Source organism: Kitasatospora sp. NPDC028961 (assembly GCF_055564815.1).
The window spans coordinates 56,036-71,553 of sequence record NZ_JBVHVO010000001.1; the positions used below are offsets into that span (position 1 = coordinate 56,036).

Below are 15,518 nucleotides of genomic sequence, written 5' to 3' on the forward strand. Positions count from 1 at the left end.
GGAGCGGGCGCCTCCGGGCGCCCCGGCCACGGGAGTGATCAGCCATGTCCAGCACCGCCACCAGCACCCTGCAGACCGGCCACATCGGCCTGAACGTCACCGACCTCGACCGCTCGACGGCGTTCTACCGCAGCGTCCTCGGCCTGGAGCTGGTGAAGGAGGGCACCGACCCCGAGCGCCGCTTCGCCTTCCTCGGCCGCGACGGCCGGCTGGTGCTCACCCTCTGGCAGCAGAGCGCGGGCACCTTCGCCACCGCGGCGCCCGGCCTGCACCACCTCTCCTTCCAGGTCGACAGCCTCGACGAGGTCCGCGCGGCCGAGCGGCTGCTGCGCGAGCTGGGCGCCGGGTTCGCCCACGACGGCGTGGTCCCGCACAGCGAGGGAGCGGCCTCCGGCGGGATCTTCTTCACCGACCCGGACGGCATCCGGCTGGAGATCTTCACCCCGCAGGGCGTGGACGCGACCGGCGCCACCGCGCCCACCGGCGCGGCCCCCACCTGCGGGTTCTTCTAGGCCCGCCCGGCCGGATCGGGAGGCAGCCGCCATGACGGACAGCAGCAGCACGCCGTACCACCCGGGCGAGCGCGCGGTGCAGGCCCGGGCCGGCCGCACCGAGCGGGCCGACCACTCGGGCCGCTCGATCGGCCGCACCATCCCGGCCGTGGCCGCCCGCTTCCTGGCGGAGCGGCGGGTGCTGGTGGTCGGCGCCGCCGACGCCGCCGGCCGGCTCTGGGCGACCCAGCTCACCGGTGGCCCCGGCTTCCTGCGCGCACCCGACGAGCGGACCCTCGCGGTGGCGGCCCGGCCCGCCGCCGAGGACCCGCTGGCCGCCGTCCTGGCCGGCCCCGCCGAGGTCGGCACCATCGCCCTGGACCCGGCCGGCCGGCGGCGGATGCGGCTCAACGGCCGCTCCGCGCCGGACGGCCGCGGCGGCCTGGTGATCACCGCCGACCAGGTCTACGCCAACTGCCCCAAGTACATCCAGCGCCGCAGCCCGCTGGAGCAGCCGTCGGCCCGCGTCCCGCACGTGGTGGCCGCCGGCGCGGTGCTCTCCACCGCCCAGCGGCTGGCCGCGGCCACCGCCGACACCTTCTTCATCGCCACCGCCGGTCCGGACGGCCGGGTGGACGCCTCGCACCGGGGCGGCAACCCCGGCTTCCTGCGCGCCGTCGGCCCGGACCGGCTGCGCTGGCCCGAGTACGCCGGCAACAGCATGTTCATGACGCTGGGCAACCTGGAACTCGACCCGCGCGCCGGACTGCTGCTGCCCGACTTCGAGACCGGCGGGGCGCTGCTGATCACCGGCGAGGCCCGGACCGACTGGTCCGACGCGGCGGCGGCCGGCCTGCCGGGGGCCGAGCGGGTGGTCGACCTCACCGTCACCGGCGTCGTCGAACTGGCCGACGCCACCCCGCTGACCTGGACCGGTCCCGAGTACTCCCCGGCCAACCCGCCCGCCGCCGCCTGACCGCCGCCGGGCGGCCCGCGCCCGCCAGGCCCGCACCCGTCCGGCCACCACCGCCGGGAGCTGACCGTCCGTCGGAGCGGCCGCCGTCCCACCGCCCGCCGTTCCCCCGCGCCACGCCCGGACCGCCGACCCTCCGTCACCCGGGCGGCGCACCCTGCCGCGCCGAGCACCCGTCCGGTTTGGGAGTTTGGTCGGACAGCACGCGATACCGGCCTGGGCACGTCCCTCCTGTCGTGCCATCAGGACTGACCGGGAAAGAGGCGGAGAATGACCCCCACCGAGCAATCGACCCCGTTGCTGGAATTCGACGAGGTCGAACCGGACGAGGACTGCATATGCGGGGGCTGCCGGGCCCGCAGCCGGGCCCGGCGGCACGCCGCGCCGGTGCACGAGGGCGGGCACGCCGCGGCCCGGAGCGTCCGCCGCCGCGCCGCCGTCCTGGTGGCCGCGGTCGGCACCGCCCTGGGTGGCGGGGCGGCCGGGGCCGCGGCGGCCCCCGCGCCGACCCCCGGCGGCGCCAGCGCCGCCCAGCCGCCGACCACCCCGCAGGGCGGGGTGAGCGGCCTCTACGGCGAGGAGCCGGGCGCCCGTTCCCCCGCCGCCCCGCGGGCCACCGCGGAGCCGCTCACCAGGGCCGCGATCGTCGAGCGGGCGCAGAGCTGGCTCGCCCAGAAGGTCCCGTACAGCATGAGCCGCTTCTGGTCCGACGGCTACCGCCAGGACTGCTCCGGCTTCGTCTCGATGGCCTGGGGCCTGGACAGCAGTCAGACCACCTGGACACTGCCCGACTTCGCCGACCGGATCACCAAGGCGGACCTCCAGCCCGGCGACATCCTGATCTACAACAACCCGGCCAACCCGCAGGCCGGCTCGCACGTGACCCTCTTCGGCGGCTGGACGGACTCCTCCCGCACCCGCTACCTGGCGTACGAGCAGACCTCCCCCGGCACCACCCGGCGGGACACCCCGTACGCCTACTGGAGCAACTCCGCCTCGTACCTCCCGTACCGCGCCAAGGCGCTCTCCACCACCGGCAGCAGCAACGACGGCGCCGGCTCTGCGTCGACCGCCTTCCCGGGCGCCGACAAGTTCGGCCCCGGGGCGAACAACGCCCACGTCACCGAGCTCGGCCGGATGCTGGTCGAGCGCGGGGGCGGCCGGTTCTACACCGAGGGCCCCGGCCCGCGCTGGGGCGAGGCCGACCGGAAGGCCACCGAGGCCTTCCAGCTCGCCCAGGGCTGGCGCGGCAGCGAGGCCGACGGCCTGCCCGGCAAGGACACCTGGAACTACCTGGTCGCCCATAAGGGCCGCGACATCCCCGCCGCCGCCACCCGGCTCCCCCCGCCCCCGGTCACCCCCGGCGGCGACACCGCGGCGCCCGCCTTCCCGGGCGGCGACCGGTTCGTCCCGGGCGCCGACAACGCGTCCGTGGCGCGGCTCGGCGAGCAGCTGGTCCGCAGGGGCTTCGGCCGGTTCTACACCGAGGGCCCCGGCCCGCGCTGGGGCGAGGCCGACCGGCTGGCCGTCCAGGCCTTCCAGCTCGCCCAGGGGTGGAGCGGCGCCGAGGCGGACGGCTACCCCGGGCCGGACACCTGGCACCGGCTGTTCGCGCCGTAGCCCTCCCGGCGCCCGCCCTACAGGGGAAGGCCGGGCGGGCGGCCCGACATCCAGTGGAAGAGCCCCATCGCCACGCTGGTCGCCAGGTTGAAGCTGGAGACGCCGGGCTGCATCGGCACCGCGACCAGCCGGTCCGCCCGCGCCTTCAGCTCCGCCGAGACCCCGTGCCGCTCGGTACCGAAGGCCAGCAGCGCGTCGTCCGGCAGGGCCACCGTCCGGATGTCCGAGCCCTCCGGGTCCAGCACGTACAACGGGCCGGCGGGCAGCTCGGGCAGCTCCAGCCGTTCGACGGCGGTGGCGAAGTGCAGGCCGGCGCTGCCCCGCACCACGTTCGGGTGCCAGGGGTCCAGGTCCCCCGTGGTCACCACGCCGGTGGCGCCGAAACCGGCCGCCAGCCGGATCACCGCGCCCACGTTGCCCAGGTTGCGCGGATTCTCCAGCAGCACGACCGGCGCCGTCCGGGGCCGCCGGCCGAGTGCCGCCAGGTTGGCCGCGCTGGTCGGGCGCCCGGCCAGCGCGATCACCCCGGTGGGGTGCAGCCTGGGCACCAGCGTCCGCAGCGTCGCCTCCGGCAGCTCCACGGCCAGGGCGGCCACCGCGGGGGCGACGTCCTCGGCCAGCTCGGCGGCGAGCGCCAGCAGCGCGGCCCGGTCGGCGGTCAGCACCTGCCGGACGTCCCCGCCGAAGCGCAGCGCGTGCTTGAGCGCGTGGAACCCGTCCAACAGCACCGTGTCCGGCGCCGCCGCGCCCGCCCGCCACTCCCGCACCCGCTCGTCGTCCATGACGCCCACTCTGCCACCCCCGCCCCACCGCCCCCGCCGGGACGGCCGACCGCCGGCCGAGGCCCGCAGGCGTCCGGCCCGCCACGCCGCTCCGACCGGCCGCTCCGACCGGCGGCTCCACGACGTGCCCGCCGGCCCGCCGACCGGCCGGACGGCCACCGCCCGACCGCCCGCGGCTACCGCGCCGTGGACTCCTGCGCGCGCTGCGCCGGGGTCGCCGAGGCGCCCCCGCGCAGCGCGCGCTCCAGGTCCTTCAGCGCCTGGAGCAGCAGCCGGCTGCTGGTCCGGACGACATCGCGCTGGACGCTCGCCGGCGCCTGCGCCAGCCGGTCCTCCAGCTCGCGCTGCGCCTCCCGCACGGCGTCGAACTCCACCGGGCGGTCGGTGAGCAGCGCGGCCGCCGCGAGCGCGGTGGCCAGCCGCAGTTCCTCGGCGAACTCGGCGGCGCCCGGCACCGGGTCGGCGTCGGCGGTGGGCAGGTGGGCCTCCAGCAGCACGGCGACCCGGCCCAGGTGGCCGACCGCCGCCCGGGCCCGGTCCAGCTGGCGGCGGCTCACCCCGGGCAGTCCGGAGGCGTGCCGGCCGGGCTCGGCGTCGGCCCGCTGCATCGCCTGGAGCAGCTCGGACCGGGCCTCCCGGGAGTCCAGCAGCGCCGAGCGGACCTCCCGCCCGCGCGGGGCGCCCGGGTCCTCGTAGACGGCGAGCACCGCGGCCGCGTAGCGCCCGGCGGCGGCCAGCCACTCGGCCAGCCGCTCGCCGAGCCGGGCGGTCTGCCAGGTGGGGAAGAGCGCGTAGGCGAGCAGCGCGACGGAGCCGCCGAGGAAGGTCAGTCCGACCCGCTCGAAGGCGGTGACCAGCGGGTTCCCCTCCTGGAGGCCGAGCAGGAAGACGACGTAGGAGGAGATGCAGACCGTCATCAGCGCGTAGCCGGTGCGCAGGGTGAGGTACGCGCCGCCGATGCAGAGCACCGCGAGCGCGGCCAGCACCCACTCGCCGGGGTGGGCCAGCTGCACCACCAGGGTGGAGACCGCCACGCCGACCATCGTCCCGGCCAGCCGGGCCACGCCCCGGCTGTAGGTCTGCGCGAAGTCGGGCCGCATCACCATGGCGGCGGTCATCGGGGCCCAGTAGCCGTGCTCGAAGCCGAGCAGCCGGGCGAGCAGGTAGGCGAGCACCACGACCGCGGTGAGCCGGACGGCGTGCTGGAACACCGCCGAGTGCGGCTGGAGCTGGCGCCGCACCGCTCGCAGGGCGACCGGCAGCATCCGGGAGAGCGGCGGTTTGAGCAGCGCCCCGCCGGCGCCGACCACCGGCGTGCTGATGGTGTCCTCGTCGCCGCGCTCCAGGGCGTCCGCGGCCTTGCGCAGCAGGCCGGCCAGCCGGCGGGCGGCCCGTCGGCTGGCGCCCTGCAGCTCCGGCCCGTCGGCCGGGGCGGCCAGCGTGAGCGCCGGTGCGGAGCGGGGCAGCTGCAGCGGATCACCGGTGCGGACGGCCCGCGCCAGCGCGTCCATCGCCTCGGCGGCGGCGGCCAGCACGGCCCGGGCCCGGTCCCGCTCGGGCCCCTCCTCGGGGGCGCCGACCTTGGGGTCGGCGATCGCGGCCAGGGTCGGGCGGACCCGCTCGGCGATGCCGCGCAGCCCGCGCAGCTCGGGCGGCCGGCGGCGGTCCTGCCAGGGCGTCAGCGCGGCCGCGTGCCGGGCCGTCATGAACGGCGCCGGGTCGACGTGCGCGGTCGGGTCCTGGCGCAGCCGCCGGGCGTAGTCGGCGAGTTCGGCGTAGGTGTCGGCGAGCGCCTCGCGCTGGGCGGTCCAGCTGCCGATCGGCCAGAACGTGATGACGGCCGCCTGGACGACGCCGCCGAGGGCGCAGACCAGCCCGTGGCCGAGCGCGGCGGGCGCGCTGACCGGGAGCTGGACCACGACCAGCATGACCGAGAGGGTGTTGGCGGCGACCACCCCGGCGGTCGGCCCGATCGCCCAGGCGAGGCCCGCCCCGAAGGACCAGACCGCGAGCAGCACCGGGAACGCCCCGTACACCCCGGCCGCCAGGTACCCGAGGAAGGTACTGGTGCCGAGACCGATCCCGGCCGCGACGGCGAGCGTGGGCCGGGGGCGGAAGCTGCGCTGGAAGGTGGCCGTCCCGGCGATGAACGCGCCCATCGCGGCCGAGGTGGCGAGCCGGGGCCCGCCCAGGGCCAGGGTCGGGAAGAGCACCAGGGCGACGGCGACGGCCCCGCGGGCCGCGCGTTTGGGGTCGGTGAGCGCCCGGTCCAGGGTCAGTCCGGTCCGCGCGGTGTCTCGGAGTGCGGCAAACCAGGACATAGCGGTCAGCTTAGGGGAGCGGCTCCCTCCGGGAGCGCAGGCTCCCGGCACGCGCCACCAGGCTCCGGGACCGTACCGCCAGGCCGCCGACGCGCGCGGCGGCCCAGCGCAGCACCCCGGTCGGCAGGAAGACCGCGTCCGCCGCGACCATCGCCAGCGAGAACACCGGCAGCCCCAGCAGCACCGCGATCCCCAGGTGTTCGGCCATCATCACCGCCAGCAGCCCGTTCTTGATCCGCCGGTCGACCAGCGTGAACGGGAACGCCACCTGGAGCAGCACCGTCCCGTAGGAGACCAGGAAGACCGGCAGCAGGGCCGAGCCGACCAGCCCGGACAGCCCCGGCCAGGGCGTGAAGTAGTCCAGGTGCAAGGGGTAGTAGAGCGCGGTGCCGTCCTGCCAGCGCGAGCCCTGCACCTTGTACCAGCCGGCCGTGGCGTAGATCAGCACCACCTCGGCGGCGATCACCAGCATCGCGCAGTTGTGCACCATGTTCGCCAGCGCGTCCAGCACCGCGCGCGGCTCGCCGTCCGGCCGCAGCCGCCCGAGCAGCCACCAGAGCCCGGCCACCGCCCACAGGCCCCAGAACACCGGCGCCCAGCCGACGTGCGGGAAGGTCGCGGCCGTCCAGGTCAGGCTGTCCCCGGAGAAGTCGCCGAGCTGGCAGACCAGCAGCACCGCCCCCAGCACCGCCCAGAGCAGCACCCCGCTCCGGCCGGGGGCCGGCCGCCGGGCGTCCAGCGACCAGACCCGCGCGCAGCGGGTGAAGACCAGGTAGACGGCCATCAGGTGGACGACGTTGTCGCCGCCGTCGCCGAGGAAGACGTTGCGGTTCTGCAGCGACAGCACGGTGACCAGGAACAGCACGGTGCTCGCCCTGGTCCGCCAGCCCAGCAGGACGGCGAGGGCGGCCAGCACCGCCAGGTGGTAGACCAGCTCGAACCAGAGCCGCCCGCCGAACCACGGCAGCACCGTCAGCGCGCCGTTGTCCGCCAGCAGCCGCTCGGCCAGGTCGAGCGACCACGGCGAGGTGTCGCCGTAGAGCACCCGCCGGTGGGGCCACTCGCGCAGCAGGAAGGCCAGCCAGACCAGGCCGAAGCCGATCCGCACCGCGGCCGCCTGGTGGCGCCCGAGCGCCTGACCGGTGAAGGTCGCGAGGGCCCTCGCGAGGGCGGCGCGGGGGCCCGCACCGGGCCGCCCGGGGGCCGGGAGCGCCGGCGCCTCCGGCCGCGGCTGCCGGGGGATCCCGTCGATCAGCTCCGGCCCGACCGTCGAGGGCACGTCGTTCACCCGAGCCCCCGGAAGTCCTCGTCGCCCACCGGCCACCACGGCAGCTCGCGGACCTTCGGCGCGGGCGGCGCGGCCTCCCCGCTCCAGTCCGGCGGCGGGACGGTGGCGGCCGTCACCCGGAACTCGATCTGCAGGATCCGCTCGCCGTCGACGCTCCGGCCGATCCGCTGCAGCGCGATCCGCTTCAGGTACTGCTCGGCCAGCTTGCCGCGCGGGTTGGTCAGCGAGTCGTCCTGCGCGCTGTGCGAGCCCTCGTAGAAGTCCCAGGCCCGGCGGAGCAGGTTCTGGTCGGCGTGGCTGGGCGCGGGGTTGCCGCGGATCGCCGCGACGTCCCGGGCGGTCAGCCCGGTCCAGTCGTGGGTCCTGGTCGCACCGCCGTCCGCGACCGTGCGCACCCGGGCGTCCAGACTGACGTTCTGCTGGAGCGGGTTGGGGGCGAACAGCTTCCAGTTCTGCTCGAACTCCGGGTACACCAGGCCGTCGACCTGCTCCCGGTACTCCCGGGAGGCCGAGTTGGCCGGGGCCACGTGCAGGAACACCGCGGCGAGGAAGAGCCCGGTGCCCGCGACCAGCACCGCGCCGGCCACCCCGAGCACGGCCAGGGCCGGCCCCGACCAGGGCCGCCCGGCGGGCGGCGCCCCGGTGTCCTCGGTCCCGGCCATGGCATCGTCTCCCCAGCCTCCGGCCGGGAGGGGTCCCACCCTGCCGGACGTACGCCGCCGGTCCCGTCCCGGCTCGGTCGAGCGCCCATCCTGCCCTACCCGGGCGCCGGCGGTCCCGGCGGCGGCGGGGGAGGCGGCCGCACCGCGCCCCCGGAGGACGGACTAGAGGACGAAGGCGTCCCGGCCGTCGCTGCTCACCATCGGGCGCCCGGCCGACTCCCACGCGTACATCCCGCCGTCCACGTTGACCGCGTCCCGGCCGTTCTGCACCAGGTACTGGACGACCTGCGCGGAGCGCCCGCCGACCCGGCAGAGCACGTAGAGCCGCTCGTCCGGCAGCTCGGCGAGGCGGGCGATCACCTGGCCCATCGGGATGTGCAGCGCGCCGTCCACGTGGCCGGCGTCCCACTCGTCCTGCTCGCGGACGTCCAGCAGGGCGGCCTCGGCGGGGACGGCGGCGGCTTCGGCGGTGGGGATCTGCGGGAACATCGTCTGACTCTCCTGGGGCTCGGTCCGGTGGGCCCCATTGTCTCCCACCGGCTGCCCGCCGAGCAGCCGTTCCAGCTCGGCCTGCTGGGCCGCGGCCTTGGCCAGCAACTGGTCGGCGAGCTCCTCCAGCAGCCCGTCCGGGTCCTGCGGGGCGAGCGCGAGCAGCTGGCCCATCGCGGTGTTCTCCAGCCTGACCTGCTCGGTGGCGGTCTCGGCGATCTTGGCGGTGAGCCACTCCAGCCGCCGGCGCAGCCAGCCGAGCCGGTCCGGGGCGTCCACCGCGGGCGCCGCCTCGGGGGCGGTGGACCACTCGGCGGCCAGGCCCTCCAGGGCCTCGGTGTCGCCGTACGCGTAGGCCTCGTTGACCCGGGCGATGAAGGCCGCCCGGCGCAGCTGCTCGGCCGGGTCGGTGGTCAGGTCGGGGTGGGCGCGGCGGACGAGCTCGCGGTAGACCCGCTGGGCGTCCCGGCCGGGCCGCACCCGGGCCGGCGCGGCCGGTGGCGCGGTGGCCGCGTCCTGCTCCTGCACGCTGTCGAACAGCGCGTCCAGGTCCGGGAGTTCGTCCACCCGCAGGCGCGCCTCGGCGGCCCGCCGGAGGTCCTCGGGGTGCCCGGTCCGGGTCGCCACCGTCTCGGCGATCAGCGCGTCCAGCTCGTCCAGCCGGGCGTAGAGCGGGCCGAGGAGCTGATGGTGGATCAGCGCGAAGTTGTCGATCTCGACCCGCAGCGTCTGCGTGTCGACGTCCATGGTCAGCCAGGCGAGTTCGGCGGCGGCGACCCGCTCCTCCAGCTCCTGCTGCTCCGGATCCGTCCAACGGGCGGGGCTCTGCGCGGTCACGTCTCGCCTCTGTCTCGTCCTGCCGGCTCGTCCTGCTGCCGTGCCCTCCGCCGTACCGGGAGCGGCACGCCCGCCCCGCGGGGCGGCCCGGCCTGCCACCCTACCTCCGTGCGCGCTGCTCCTCCCGGGTGGACGAGGAGCGCGGCCGGCGGCGCACCCCCGTGCCGCTCAACTGATACTGATGAATCTCCCCGTTTCGCTATCGAGCCCGGCCCGGTCCGTGCTTCGCTGGTACGCACAGCGTGCCTCCTCCAGAGAGACGGCCACCTCCAGGCGTGGCGGCCAGGCGGGAGCAGACCGAATCCATGGTGGACGAGCCCAACTCAACACCGCGTCCGGTGGCCGGCACGGCCGGGTCCGGGGCCTTACCGGGCGACCAGCCCTCAGGGGTGGTCGCGCTGGTCCGGCTCGCCCTCGTCCTGGTCGACCGGACGGGCCGGATCGCGCAGTGGAGCAGGTCCGCCGAGGAGTTGTTCGGGCACCGCGCCGACGTCACCCACGACCGCCCCGCCTCCGGCCTGCTGCCGGCCGTCGAGCCGCGCAGCGTCCCCGGCCCGGCCGCCGCGCCCGCCGTCCGGCACCGCCGCGACGCGCTGGACACCCTGGCCGAGCTGACCTCCGGCGGCCGTCCGTGGGCCGGGCAGATGCCGGTCGTCGACCGCGAGGAGCACCTGCGCGACGTGCTCTGGTGGGCCTATCCGCTGGCCGGCCGGACCGGCGGACTGCTGGCCCTGGCCGCCGACGCCCGCCCGCTGCGCTCCACCGGGCCGCGGCTCGCGCTCGGCGAGCGCCTGCTACCGTTCGCCGCCACCCCCGCCGCCCGGGGCGGCTTCCACCGGCTCACCGCCGCCCTCACCGCGCCCGGCCGCCCGGTGCCCGAGCCGCTCGCCCGGCTGCTGCCGGCCGGCTCCGGCGACCGCCCGGCCGCGCTGCTCGACGCGCTCGCCCGGGCCGGTCTGCCCGCCCTGCGGCTGGACGCCGGCACCGTGCTCCCCGTGCTGCCGGCCGATCCACAGGCCGGCACCGCGCACGCGGCCGCGGGCATCGGCCGCCGCTACCCGACCGCCCAGCAGCGGGCCGCCCGGCTCGGCCCGCCCCCGCAGCCCGAGCAGCCCGCCCCCGGCCGGCGGCCGGCCGGTCCACTGCCCGTCCAGCGCGAGGCCGCCGACCGGCCCGCCACCCCGGCCGCCCGGCCCGCCGGCGCCGCGGGCGCGGCCTCGGCGGCCGCCCCGGCCGTCCCCGCCCCGCCCAGAGGAGGCGCCACCATCGAGCAGGCCGCCGTCGAGTCGTCCGCCCCCGGGCATCTGGTCCACCGCGGTGACCAGGCCCCGCCCGGCGCCGTCCCCTCCCCCGCCGAGGCACCGTGCGGCCCGGGCCCCGCGTCGGGCGCCACCGCGTCGGGCGGCCGGCTCTCCCCGTTCCTGACCAACGGCCAGGCCGGGGAACAACTGGCCCTGCTGGGCGAGGTCGGCGGCAAGGTCGGCACCACCCTGGACCTCGGCTTCACCGCGCGCGAGCTCTGCCAGGTGCTCGTCCCCCGGGTCGCCGACTTCGCCTGCGTCGACCTGGTGGACGGCCTGATCTCCGACTCCGAGCTGCCCGAGGCCCGGCCGGACGACGACACCATGCTGCGCCGGGTCGCCCTGGCCAACAACGACTCGACCGGCGAGTGGGACCACGTCCTCGCCGAGGGCTCGCTGGTCGCGATGCCCCGGCACACCCCGCCCGGGATGGCCCTCCAGCTGAACCAGCCGGTCCTGGTCCCGGTGATCAGCGAGGACGTCGCGGTCGACTACGCCGCCGCGCTGGGCGGTGTCCGGCTCGCCCCGGTGGTCTCCGGCCGCTCGATGCTGGTCGTGCCGCTCTCCGCCCGGGGCACCGTGCTCGGCATCCTCAAGCTGCTCCGGCTGCCCGACCGCGCCCCCTTCGACGAGGGCGACGCCGCCACCCTCAAGGAGCTGGCCGCCCGCGCCGCGCTCTCGCTGGACAACGCCCGGCTGCACCGCGCCGAGTCCAAGGTCGCCACCGTCCTGCAGCGTTCGATGATCCCGACCCGCCCGCCGCAGATCCCCGGCGTGCAGATCGCCCACCGCTACCTGCCGGGCGACTCCAAGGCCGAGGTCGGCGGGGACTGGTTCGACGCGATCCAGCTGCCCGGCAGCCGGGTCGCCCTGGTGGTCGGCGACGTGATGGGCCACGGCCTGCACTCGGCCGCCGCGATGGGCCGCTTCCGCACCGCGATGCAGACCCTCGCCGCCCTGGACCTGCCGCCCGGCCAGCTGCTGCGCCACCTGGACAACCTGGCCCAGAAGCTCGGCGACGACCATCTGGCCACCTGCCTGTACGCGGTCTACGACCCGATCAACCGGACCTGCGAGCTGGCCAGCGCCGGCCACGTCCCGCCGGTGCTGGTGCACCCGGACGGCACCGGCGAGCTGCTGGAGATCCCGGCCGGCGCGCCGATCGGCGTCGGCGGGGTGCCGTTCGTCGCCAAGACCATCGACGTCTCGGACGGCTCGATGCTGGTGCTCTGCACCGACGGCCTGGTCGAGGTCAGGGGCGGCGACATAGGTACCGGGCTGGCCGCGCTCTGCGGCAATCTGATCGACCCGCAGCGCAGCCCCGAGGAGGCCTGCGACGTCGTCCTGGACCGGCTGCACTCGGACGACCGCAAGGACGACGTCGCCCTGCTGGTGGCCCGCTTCGACGGCGTCGCGCCGACCGAGGTGGCCACCTGGGACCTCACCGTGGACCACCGCGAGGTCGGCCGGGCCCGCGCGCTGGTGCGCGAGCAGCTGACCGGCTGGCACCTGGAGGGGCTCCGCGACACCACCGAGCTGCTGGTCAGCGAACTGGTGACGAACGCCGTCCGGGTCGCCCGGGACCGCGTCCAGCTCCAGCTGATCCGGGTGGACAAGCTGCTGGTCGAGGTCAGCGACGACAACCACAACCTGCCGTCGCTGGAGCCCGCCGAACAGCTCGGCGAGACCGGCCGCGGCCTGACGCTGGTCACCAAGCTCGCCGAGCGCTGGGGCACCGCCCGCAAGGCGGTCGGCAAGGTGGTCTGGTTCGAACTGCCGCTACCGCCCACCGGCTGAGCGCCGGGTGCGGGCCCCCGCCCGCGCCCGGCCGACCGGCCCCGCCGGACAGCTCCCTCACGCCCCGCACCGGCCCCGGGCCGTCCCCTAGGGGATCGCCGCGCCCGCCGACCGCCGGCGCCGGGCCTCCGTGGCCACCTCGATCGAGGCGGCCGCGGCCACCGAGGCCGCCGCGCCGACCCCGGCCAGCACCCGCGGCCAGAAGTCCCCGAACACCTCCACCGAGACGGCGATCAGCAGCGCGGTGATCACCGCGACGACGTGCTCCAGGCCCGCCAGGTTCGGCAGCACGACCGCCTCACCGACCATCAGCGCGACCACCACACCGGCCGTGAACCAGGCCCGGCAGCGGAACGCGATGCAGATCGCCAGCGCCACCACCGCCGCCGAGGGACCGGTGTCCCGGACGTACGCCACCCACTTCGGGAAGCCGAACATGTGGTCCGGACCGATCGCCACACCGACCCGGGCGAACAGCGTCCCGGCCAGCGTGCAGGCGTAGGCCACCACCAGGGTGAGCCGCCGCCCGAGCACGATCTCGGCGATCCCGAAGACCACGAACACCTGGGCCAGCGCCCCCCAGACCGGCAGGTCCAGCGCCGGCACGTACAGCGAGAGCGGTGTGCGCAGCAGCGAGACGTCCAGCGGCAGCGCCGCCTTCACCACCCCGATCCGGGTGACGAACCGCTCGCCGCCCGGCAGGTGCTGCACGACGCTGAACAGCAGGATCAGCGCGGTCGCCACCGTCGACAGCGGAACGGCGGCGAACTTCTTCGCCACCAGCCGGTCCCGGACCGTCCCGAACAACGTCCCCCACTCGGCGACAGCGGCCGCACCGGCAATAGCCAGCGGCCCCTTTCGCACGCCCCCCGCGTGGGTCCTGTAAATCACAACCGTCTCTCCAAATCCCCGAAGCCGCGAACGCCTTCTCGACCACTCCAACATTAGAAGCCGGTTAATGAATCCACATCGGCATGAAAGTGGAGCGGCCTCATCCTCTGGGGGGAGAGAAACCCCGGAAGCTCCCCCCATCCGGACGACCGGCCCCCTCCGCCCCCCGGCGGAGGGGTTACCCCTTCCCGTCCCGCGCGGCCGCCGGCGGGCGGGGCGCCGTGCCGGCGCTCCCCGCGTGCCGGCGACGGAACAGGGCGGGCAGGCTCGGCGCGGTGATGAAGCCCTCGGCACGCGCGCTGGCGATGCCGATGCGCGGAATCTCGCTGCTCTTCTCGAACAGCAGATAGCGCGGTTCCCAGATCGGCCGGTACTTGGCGTTGGCCCGGTACAGCGATTCGATCTGCCACCAGCGCGAGAAGAAGCCCAGCACCGAGCGCCAGAGCCGGAGCACCGGCCCCGCGCCGAGGCGCGATCCCCGCTCGAAAACGGAACGGAACATTGCGAAGTTCAACGACACCCGGGCCAGCTGGACCTCCTCGGCGCGCTGCAGGAGTTCGATCACCATGAACTCCATCAGGCCGTTCTCGGTGTCCCGGGCCCGGCGCATCAGGTCCAGCGAGAGCCCGTCCGCGCCCCACGGCACGAAGCTCAGCAGCGCCTTCAGCTCGCCGTCCCCGTCGTGGCACTCCAGCATCACGCAGCGCCCGTCGCCCGGGTCGCCGAGGCGGCCGAGGGCCATCGAGAAGCCGCGCTCGGTCGCGCCGTCGCGCCACTGGTCGGCCTTGGCCACCAGCTGGGCCATCTCGCACTCGGGGATGGACTCGTGGCGGCGGATCCGCACGGTGTACCCGGCCCGCTTGACCCGGTTGTAGGCCTGGCGGACCACCCGCATCGCCCGGCCGTCCAGCGAGAACTCGTCCAGCTCGACGATCGCCTCGTCACCGAGCTCCAGCGCGTCCAGCCCGTGCCGGGCGTAGATCACCCCGGCCTCCTCGGAGGCACCCATCACGGCCGGCGCCCAGGCGTGCTCGCGGGCCTCGGCCAGCCAGGCGTCGATCGCGCCGGGCCAGGCCTCCGGGTCCCCGATCGGGTCGCCCGAGGCCAGCGAGACCCCGCCGACCACCCGGTAGGTCACCGCCGCCTTGCCGCTGGGGGAGAAGACCACCGCCTTGTCCCGGCGCAGCGCGAAGTAGCCCAGCGAGTCCCGGTCGCCCTGCTTCTCCAGCAGGCCGCGCAGCCGCTCCTCGTCCTCCGGGGTCAGCAGCTCCTTGTCCTTGGGGCTGCGGAACGCCACGTAGAGCACCAGCAGGAAGAGCACCCCGCCCATCGCGTTGATGACGGCGTTGACCCAGGTGGGCGCGGAGATCACGGAGCGCAGGTGCTCGGAGGGCGTGATGGTGATCATCCGGCCGACCGAGTAGCGGAAGAGGTCCCAGAATGCGGCGCCCTGGGCGCCGTTGTTCGCCCAGACCAGCAGTGCGCCGACCACCCCGCCGAAGGCCAGGCCGCCGACGAAGGTGGCCGCCGCGGTCTTCGGGTTGGAGCTGTCGCCCTTGGAGGTGAACTCCTTCCGCCCGACCAGCAGCGCCAGCACGAACGCGCAGGTCAGCACGGTGGAGATGTAGTTGAGCGGGTGCCGGTTGAAGCGCTCGTCGGGCAGCGCCATGGCGGCCAGGTAGAGGAACGCGAACAGCCCCGCCAGCGCGATGTTGAAGATCCACGCGGCCCGCTTGCGCCGACGCATCGCGATCGCCAGGAAGACCGACAGCACCGCGGTGCTCAGCCCGGCCGTCATCAGGTAGGGGGTGAAGTACTCGCCCTCGTTGTGCGTCTCGACCTGGTCCCGGAACGGCACCAGCAGCACCGTCACGAGGTTCAGCAGGGCGATCAGCCGCAGGTACCAGACGGTGGCCGCGGCGGCCCTCGGGCGCCAGCGCTCCAGCAGGCCGGCGGGCCGGGGCCCGGTGGACGCGGCGGACGGCTCCGGCTTCACAGTGGACGACACAGCTCAATTCCAAACGATCAGATGGTGGGGCGCATCCGCACACAGGCCGGCGCCGGGC

At 75.8% G+C, this 15,518-nt stretch carries 11 protein-coding genes; 4 read left to right on the forward strand and 7 right to left on the reverse strand.

Translation table 11 applies throughout. The features are described from left to right. Positions 1 to 44 precede the first annotated feature (44 nt). The 3 genes from ACZ4UX_RS00270 (at position 45) to ACZ4UX_RS00280 (ending at position 3,084) form a co-directional block, all read left to right on the forward strand. The gene (locus ACZ4UX_RS00270) at positions 45 to 512 is read left to right on the forward strand and encodes a VOC family protein (protein ID WP_465704552.1); all 468 of its coding nucleotides are present in this window, start codon (positions 45 to 47) and stop codon (positions 510 to 512) included. Between the two features lie 31 nt (positions 513 to 543). After that, the gene (locus ACZ4UX_RS00275; RefSeq protein ID WP_465704554.1) at positions 544 to 1,467 is read left to right on the forward strand and encodes a pyridoxamine 5'-phosphate oxidase family protein; all 924 of its coding nucleotides are present in this window, start codon (positions 544 to 546) and stop codon (positions 1,465 to 1,467) included. A gap of 267 nt (positions 1,468 to 1,734) precedes the next feature. Next, a complete protein-coding gene (locus tag ACZ4UX_RS00280; protein WP_465704556.1) occupies positions 1,735 to 3,084 on the forward strand; it encodes a peptidoglycan-binding protein in 1,350 nt (449 codons plus the stop codon). Between the two features lie 17 nt (positions 3,085 to 3,101). Here the strand turns inward: ACZ4UX_RS00280 and ACZ4UX_RS00285 are convergent, their stop codons facing one another. From ACZ4UX_RS00285 to ACZ4UX_RS00305, 5 genes are all read right to left on the reverse strand, one after another. Continuing rightward, positions 3,102 to 3,866, reverse strand: coding sequence for a TrmH family RNA methyltransferase (locus tag ACZ4UX_RS00285; protein ID WP_465704558.1), 765 nt, complete (start codon positions 3,864 to 3,866; stop codon positions 3,102 to 3,104). 176 nt (positions 3,867 to 4,042) lie between these two features. Next, complete coding sequence (locus ACZ4UX_RS00290) at positions 4,043 to 6,187, reverse strand: FUSC family protein (protein WP_465704560.1); 2,145 nt, start codon at positions 6,185 to 6,187, stop codon at positions 4,043 to 4,045. Between the two features lie 10 nt (positions 6,188 to 6,197). Continuing rightward, positions 6,198 to 7,466 carry an HTTM domain-containing protein gene (locus ACZ4UX_RS00295; protein ID WP_465705383.1) on the reverse strand — a complete coding sequence of 423 codons (1,269 nt, stop codon included), beginning with the start codon at positions 7,464 to 7,466 and terminating at the stop codon, positions 6,198 to 6,200. Between the two features lie 5 nt (positions 7,467 to 7,471). Further along, positions 7,472 to 8,137 carry a DUF5819 family protein gene (locus ACZ4UX_RS00300; protein WP_329488828.1) on the reverse strand — a complete coding sequence of 222 codons (666 nt, stop codon included), beginning with the start codon at positions 8,135 to 8,137 and terminating at the stop codon, positions 7,472 to 7,474. A 162-nt stretch (positions 8,138 to 8,299) separates the two neighbouring features. Next, complete coding sequence (locus ACZ4UX_RS00305; RefSeq protein WP_329488827.1) at positions 8,300 to 9,463, reverse strand: rhodanese-like domain-containing protein; 1,164 nt, start codon at positions 9,461 to 9,463, stop codon at positions 8,300 to 8,302. A gap of 305 nt (positions 9,464 to 9,768) precedes the next feature. On the opposite strand from ACZ4UX_RS00305, the gene ACZ4UX_RS00310 reads away from it, so the two are divergent. Next, positions 9,769 to 12,561, forward strand: a complete 2,793-nt coding sequence (locus ACZ4UX_RS00310) for an ATP-binding SpoIIE family protein phosphatase (protein WP_465704562.1) — start codon at positions 9,769 to 9,771, stop codon at positions 12,559 to 12,561. 87 nt (positions 12,562 to 12,648) lie between these two features. Here ACZ4UX_RS00310 and ACZ4UX_RS00315 read toward each other — a convergent pair whose 3' ends face one another. Together ACZ4UX_RS00315 and ACZ4UX_RS00320 are read right to left on the reverse strand one after the other, a co-directional pair. Next, complete coding sequence (locus ACZ4UX_RS00315; RefSeq protein ID WP_465704564.1) at positions 12,649 to 13,425, reverse strand: hypothetical protein; 777 nt, start codon at positions 13,423 to 13,425, stop codon at positions 12,649 to 12,651. Between the two features lie 205 nt (positions 13,426 to 13,630). Further along, complete coding sequence (locus ACZ4UX_RS00320) at positions 13,631 to 15,460, reverse strand: phosphatidylglycerol lysyltransferase domain-containing protein (protein ID WP_465704566.1); 1,830 nt, start codon at positions 15,458 to 15,460, stop codon at positions 13,631 to 13,633. Between the last annotated feature and the right edge of the window lie 58 nt (positions 15,461 to 15,518).

Bases quoted from the DNA above. Each gene is read 5' to 3' on its own strand.
- ACZ4UX_RS00275 (WP_465704554.1), top strand. From the start codon at position 544: ATGACGGACAGCAGCAGCACGCCGTACCACCCGGGCGAGCGCGCGGTG.
- ACZ4UX_RS00280 (WP_465704556.1), top strand. From the start codon at position 1,735: ATGACCCCCACCGAGCAATCGACCCCGTTGCTGGAATTCGACGAGGTC.
- ACZ4UX_RS00285 (WP_465704558.1), bottom strand. From the start codon at position 3,866: ATGGACGACGAGCGGGTGCGGGAGTGGCGGGCGGGCGCGGCGGCGCCG.
- ACZ4UX_RS00300 (WP_329488828.1), bottom strand. From the start codon at position 8,137: ATGGCCGGGACCGAGGACACCGGGGCGCCGCCCGCCGGGCGGCCCTGG.
- ACZ4UX_RS00270 (WP_465704552.1), top strand. From the start codon at position 45: ATGTCCAGCACCGCCACCAGCACCCTGCAGACCGGCCACATCGGCCTG.
- ACZ4UX_RS00290 (WP_465704560.1), bottom strand. From the start codon at position 6,187: ATGTCCTGGTTTGCCGCACTCCGAGACACCGCGCGGACCGGACTGACC.
- ACZ4UX_RS00310 (WP_465704562.1), top strand. From the start codon at position 9,769: ATGGTGGACGAGCCCAACTCAACACCGCGTCCGGTGGCCGGCACGGCC.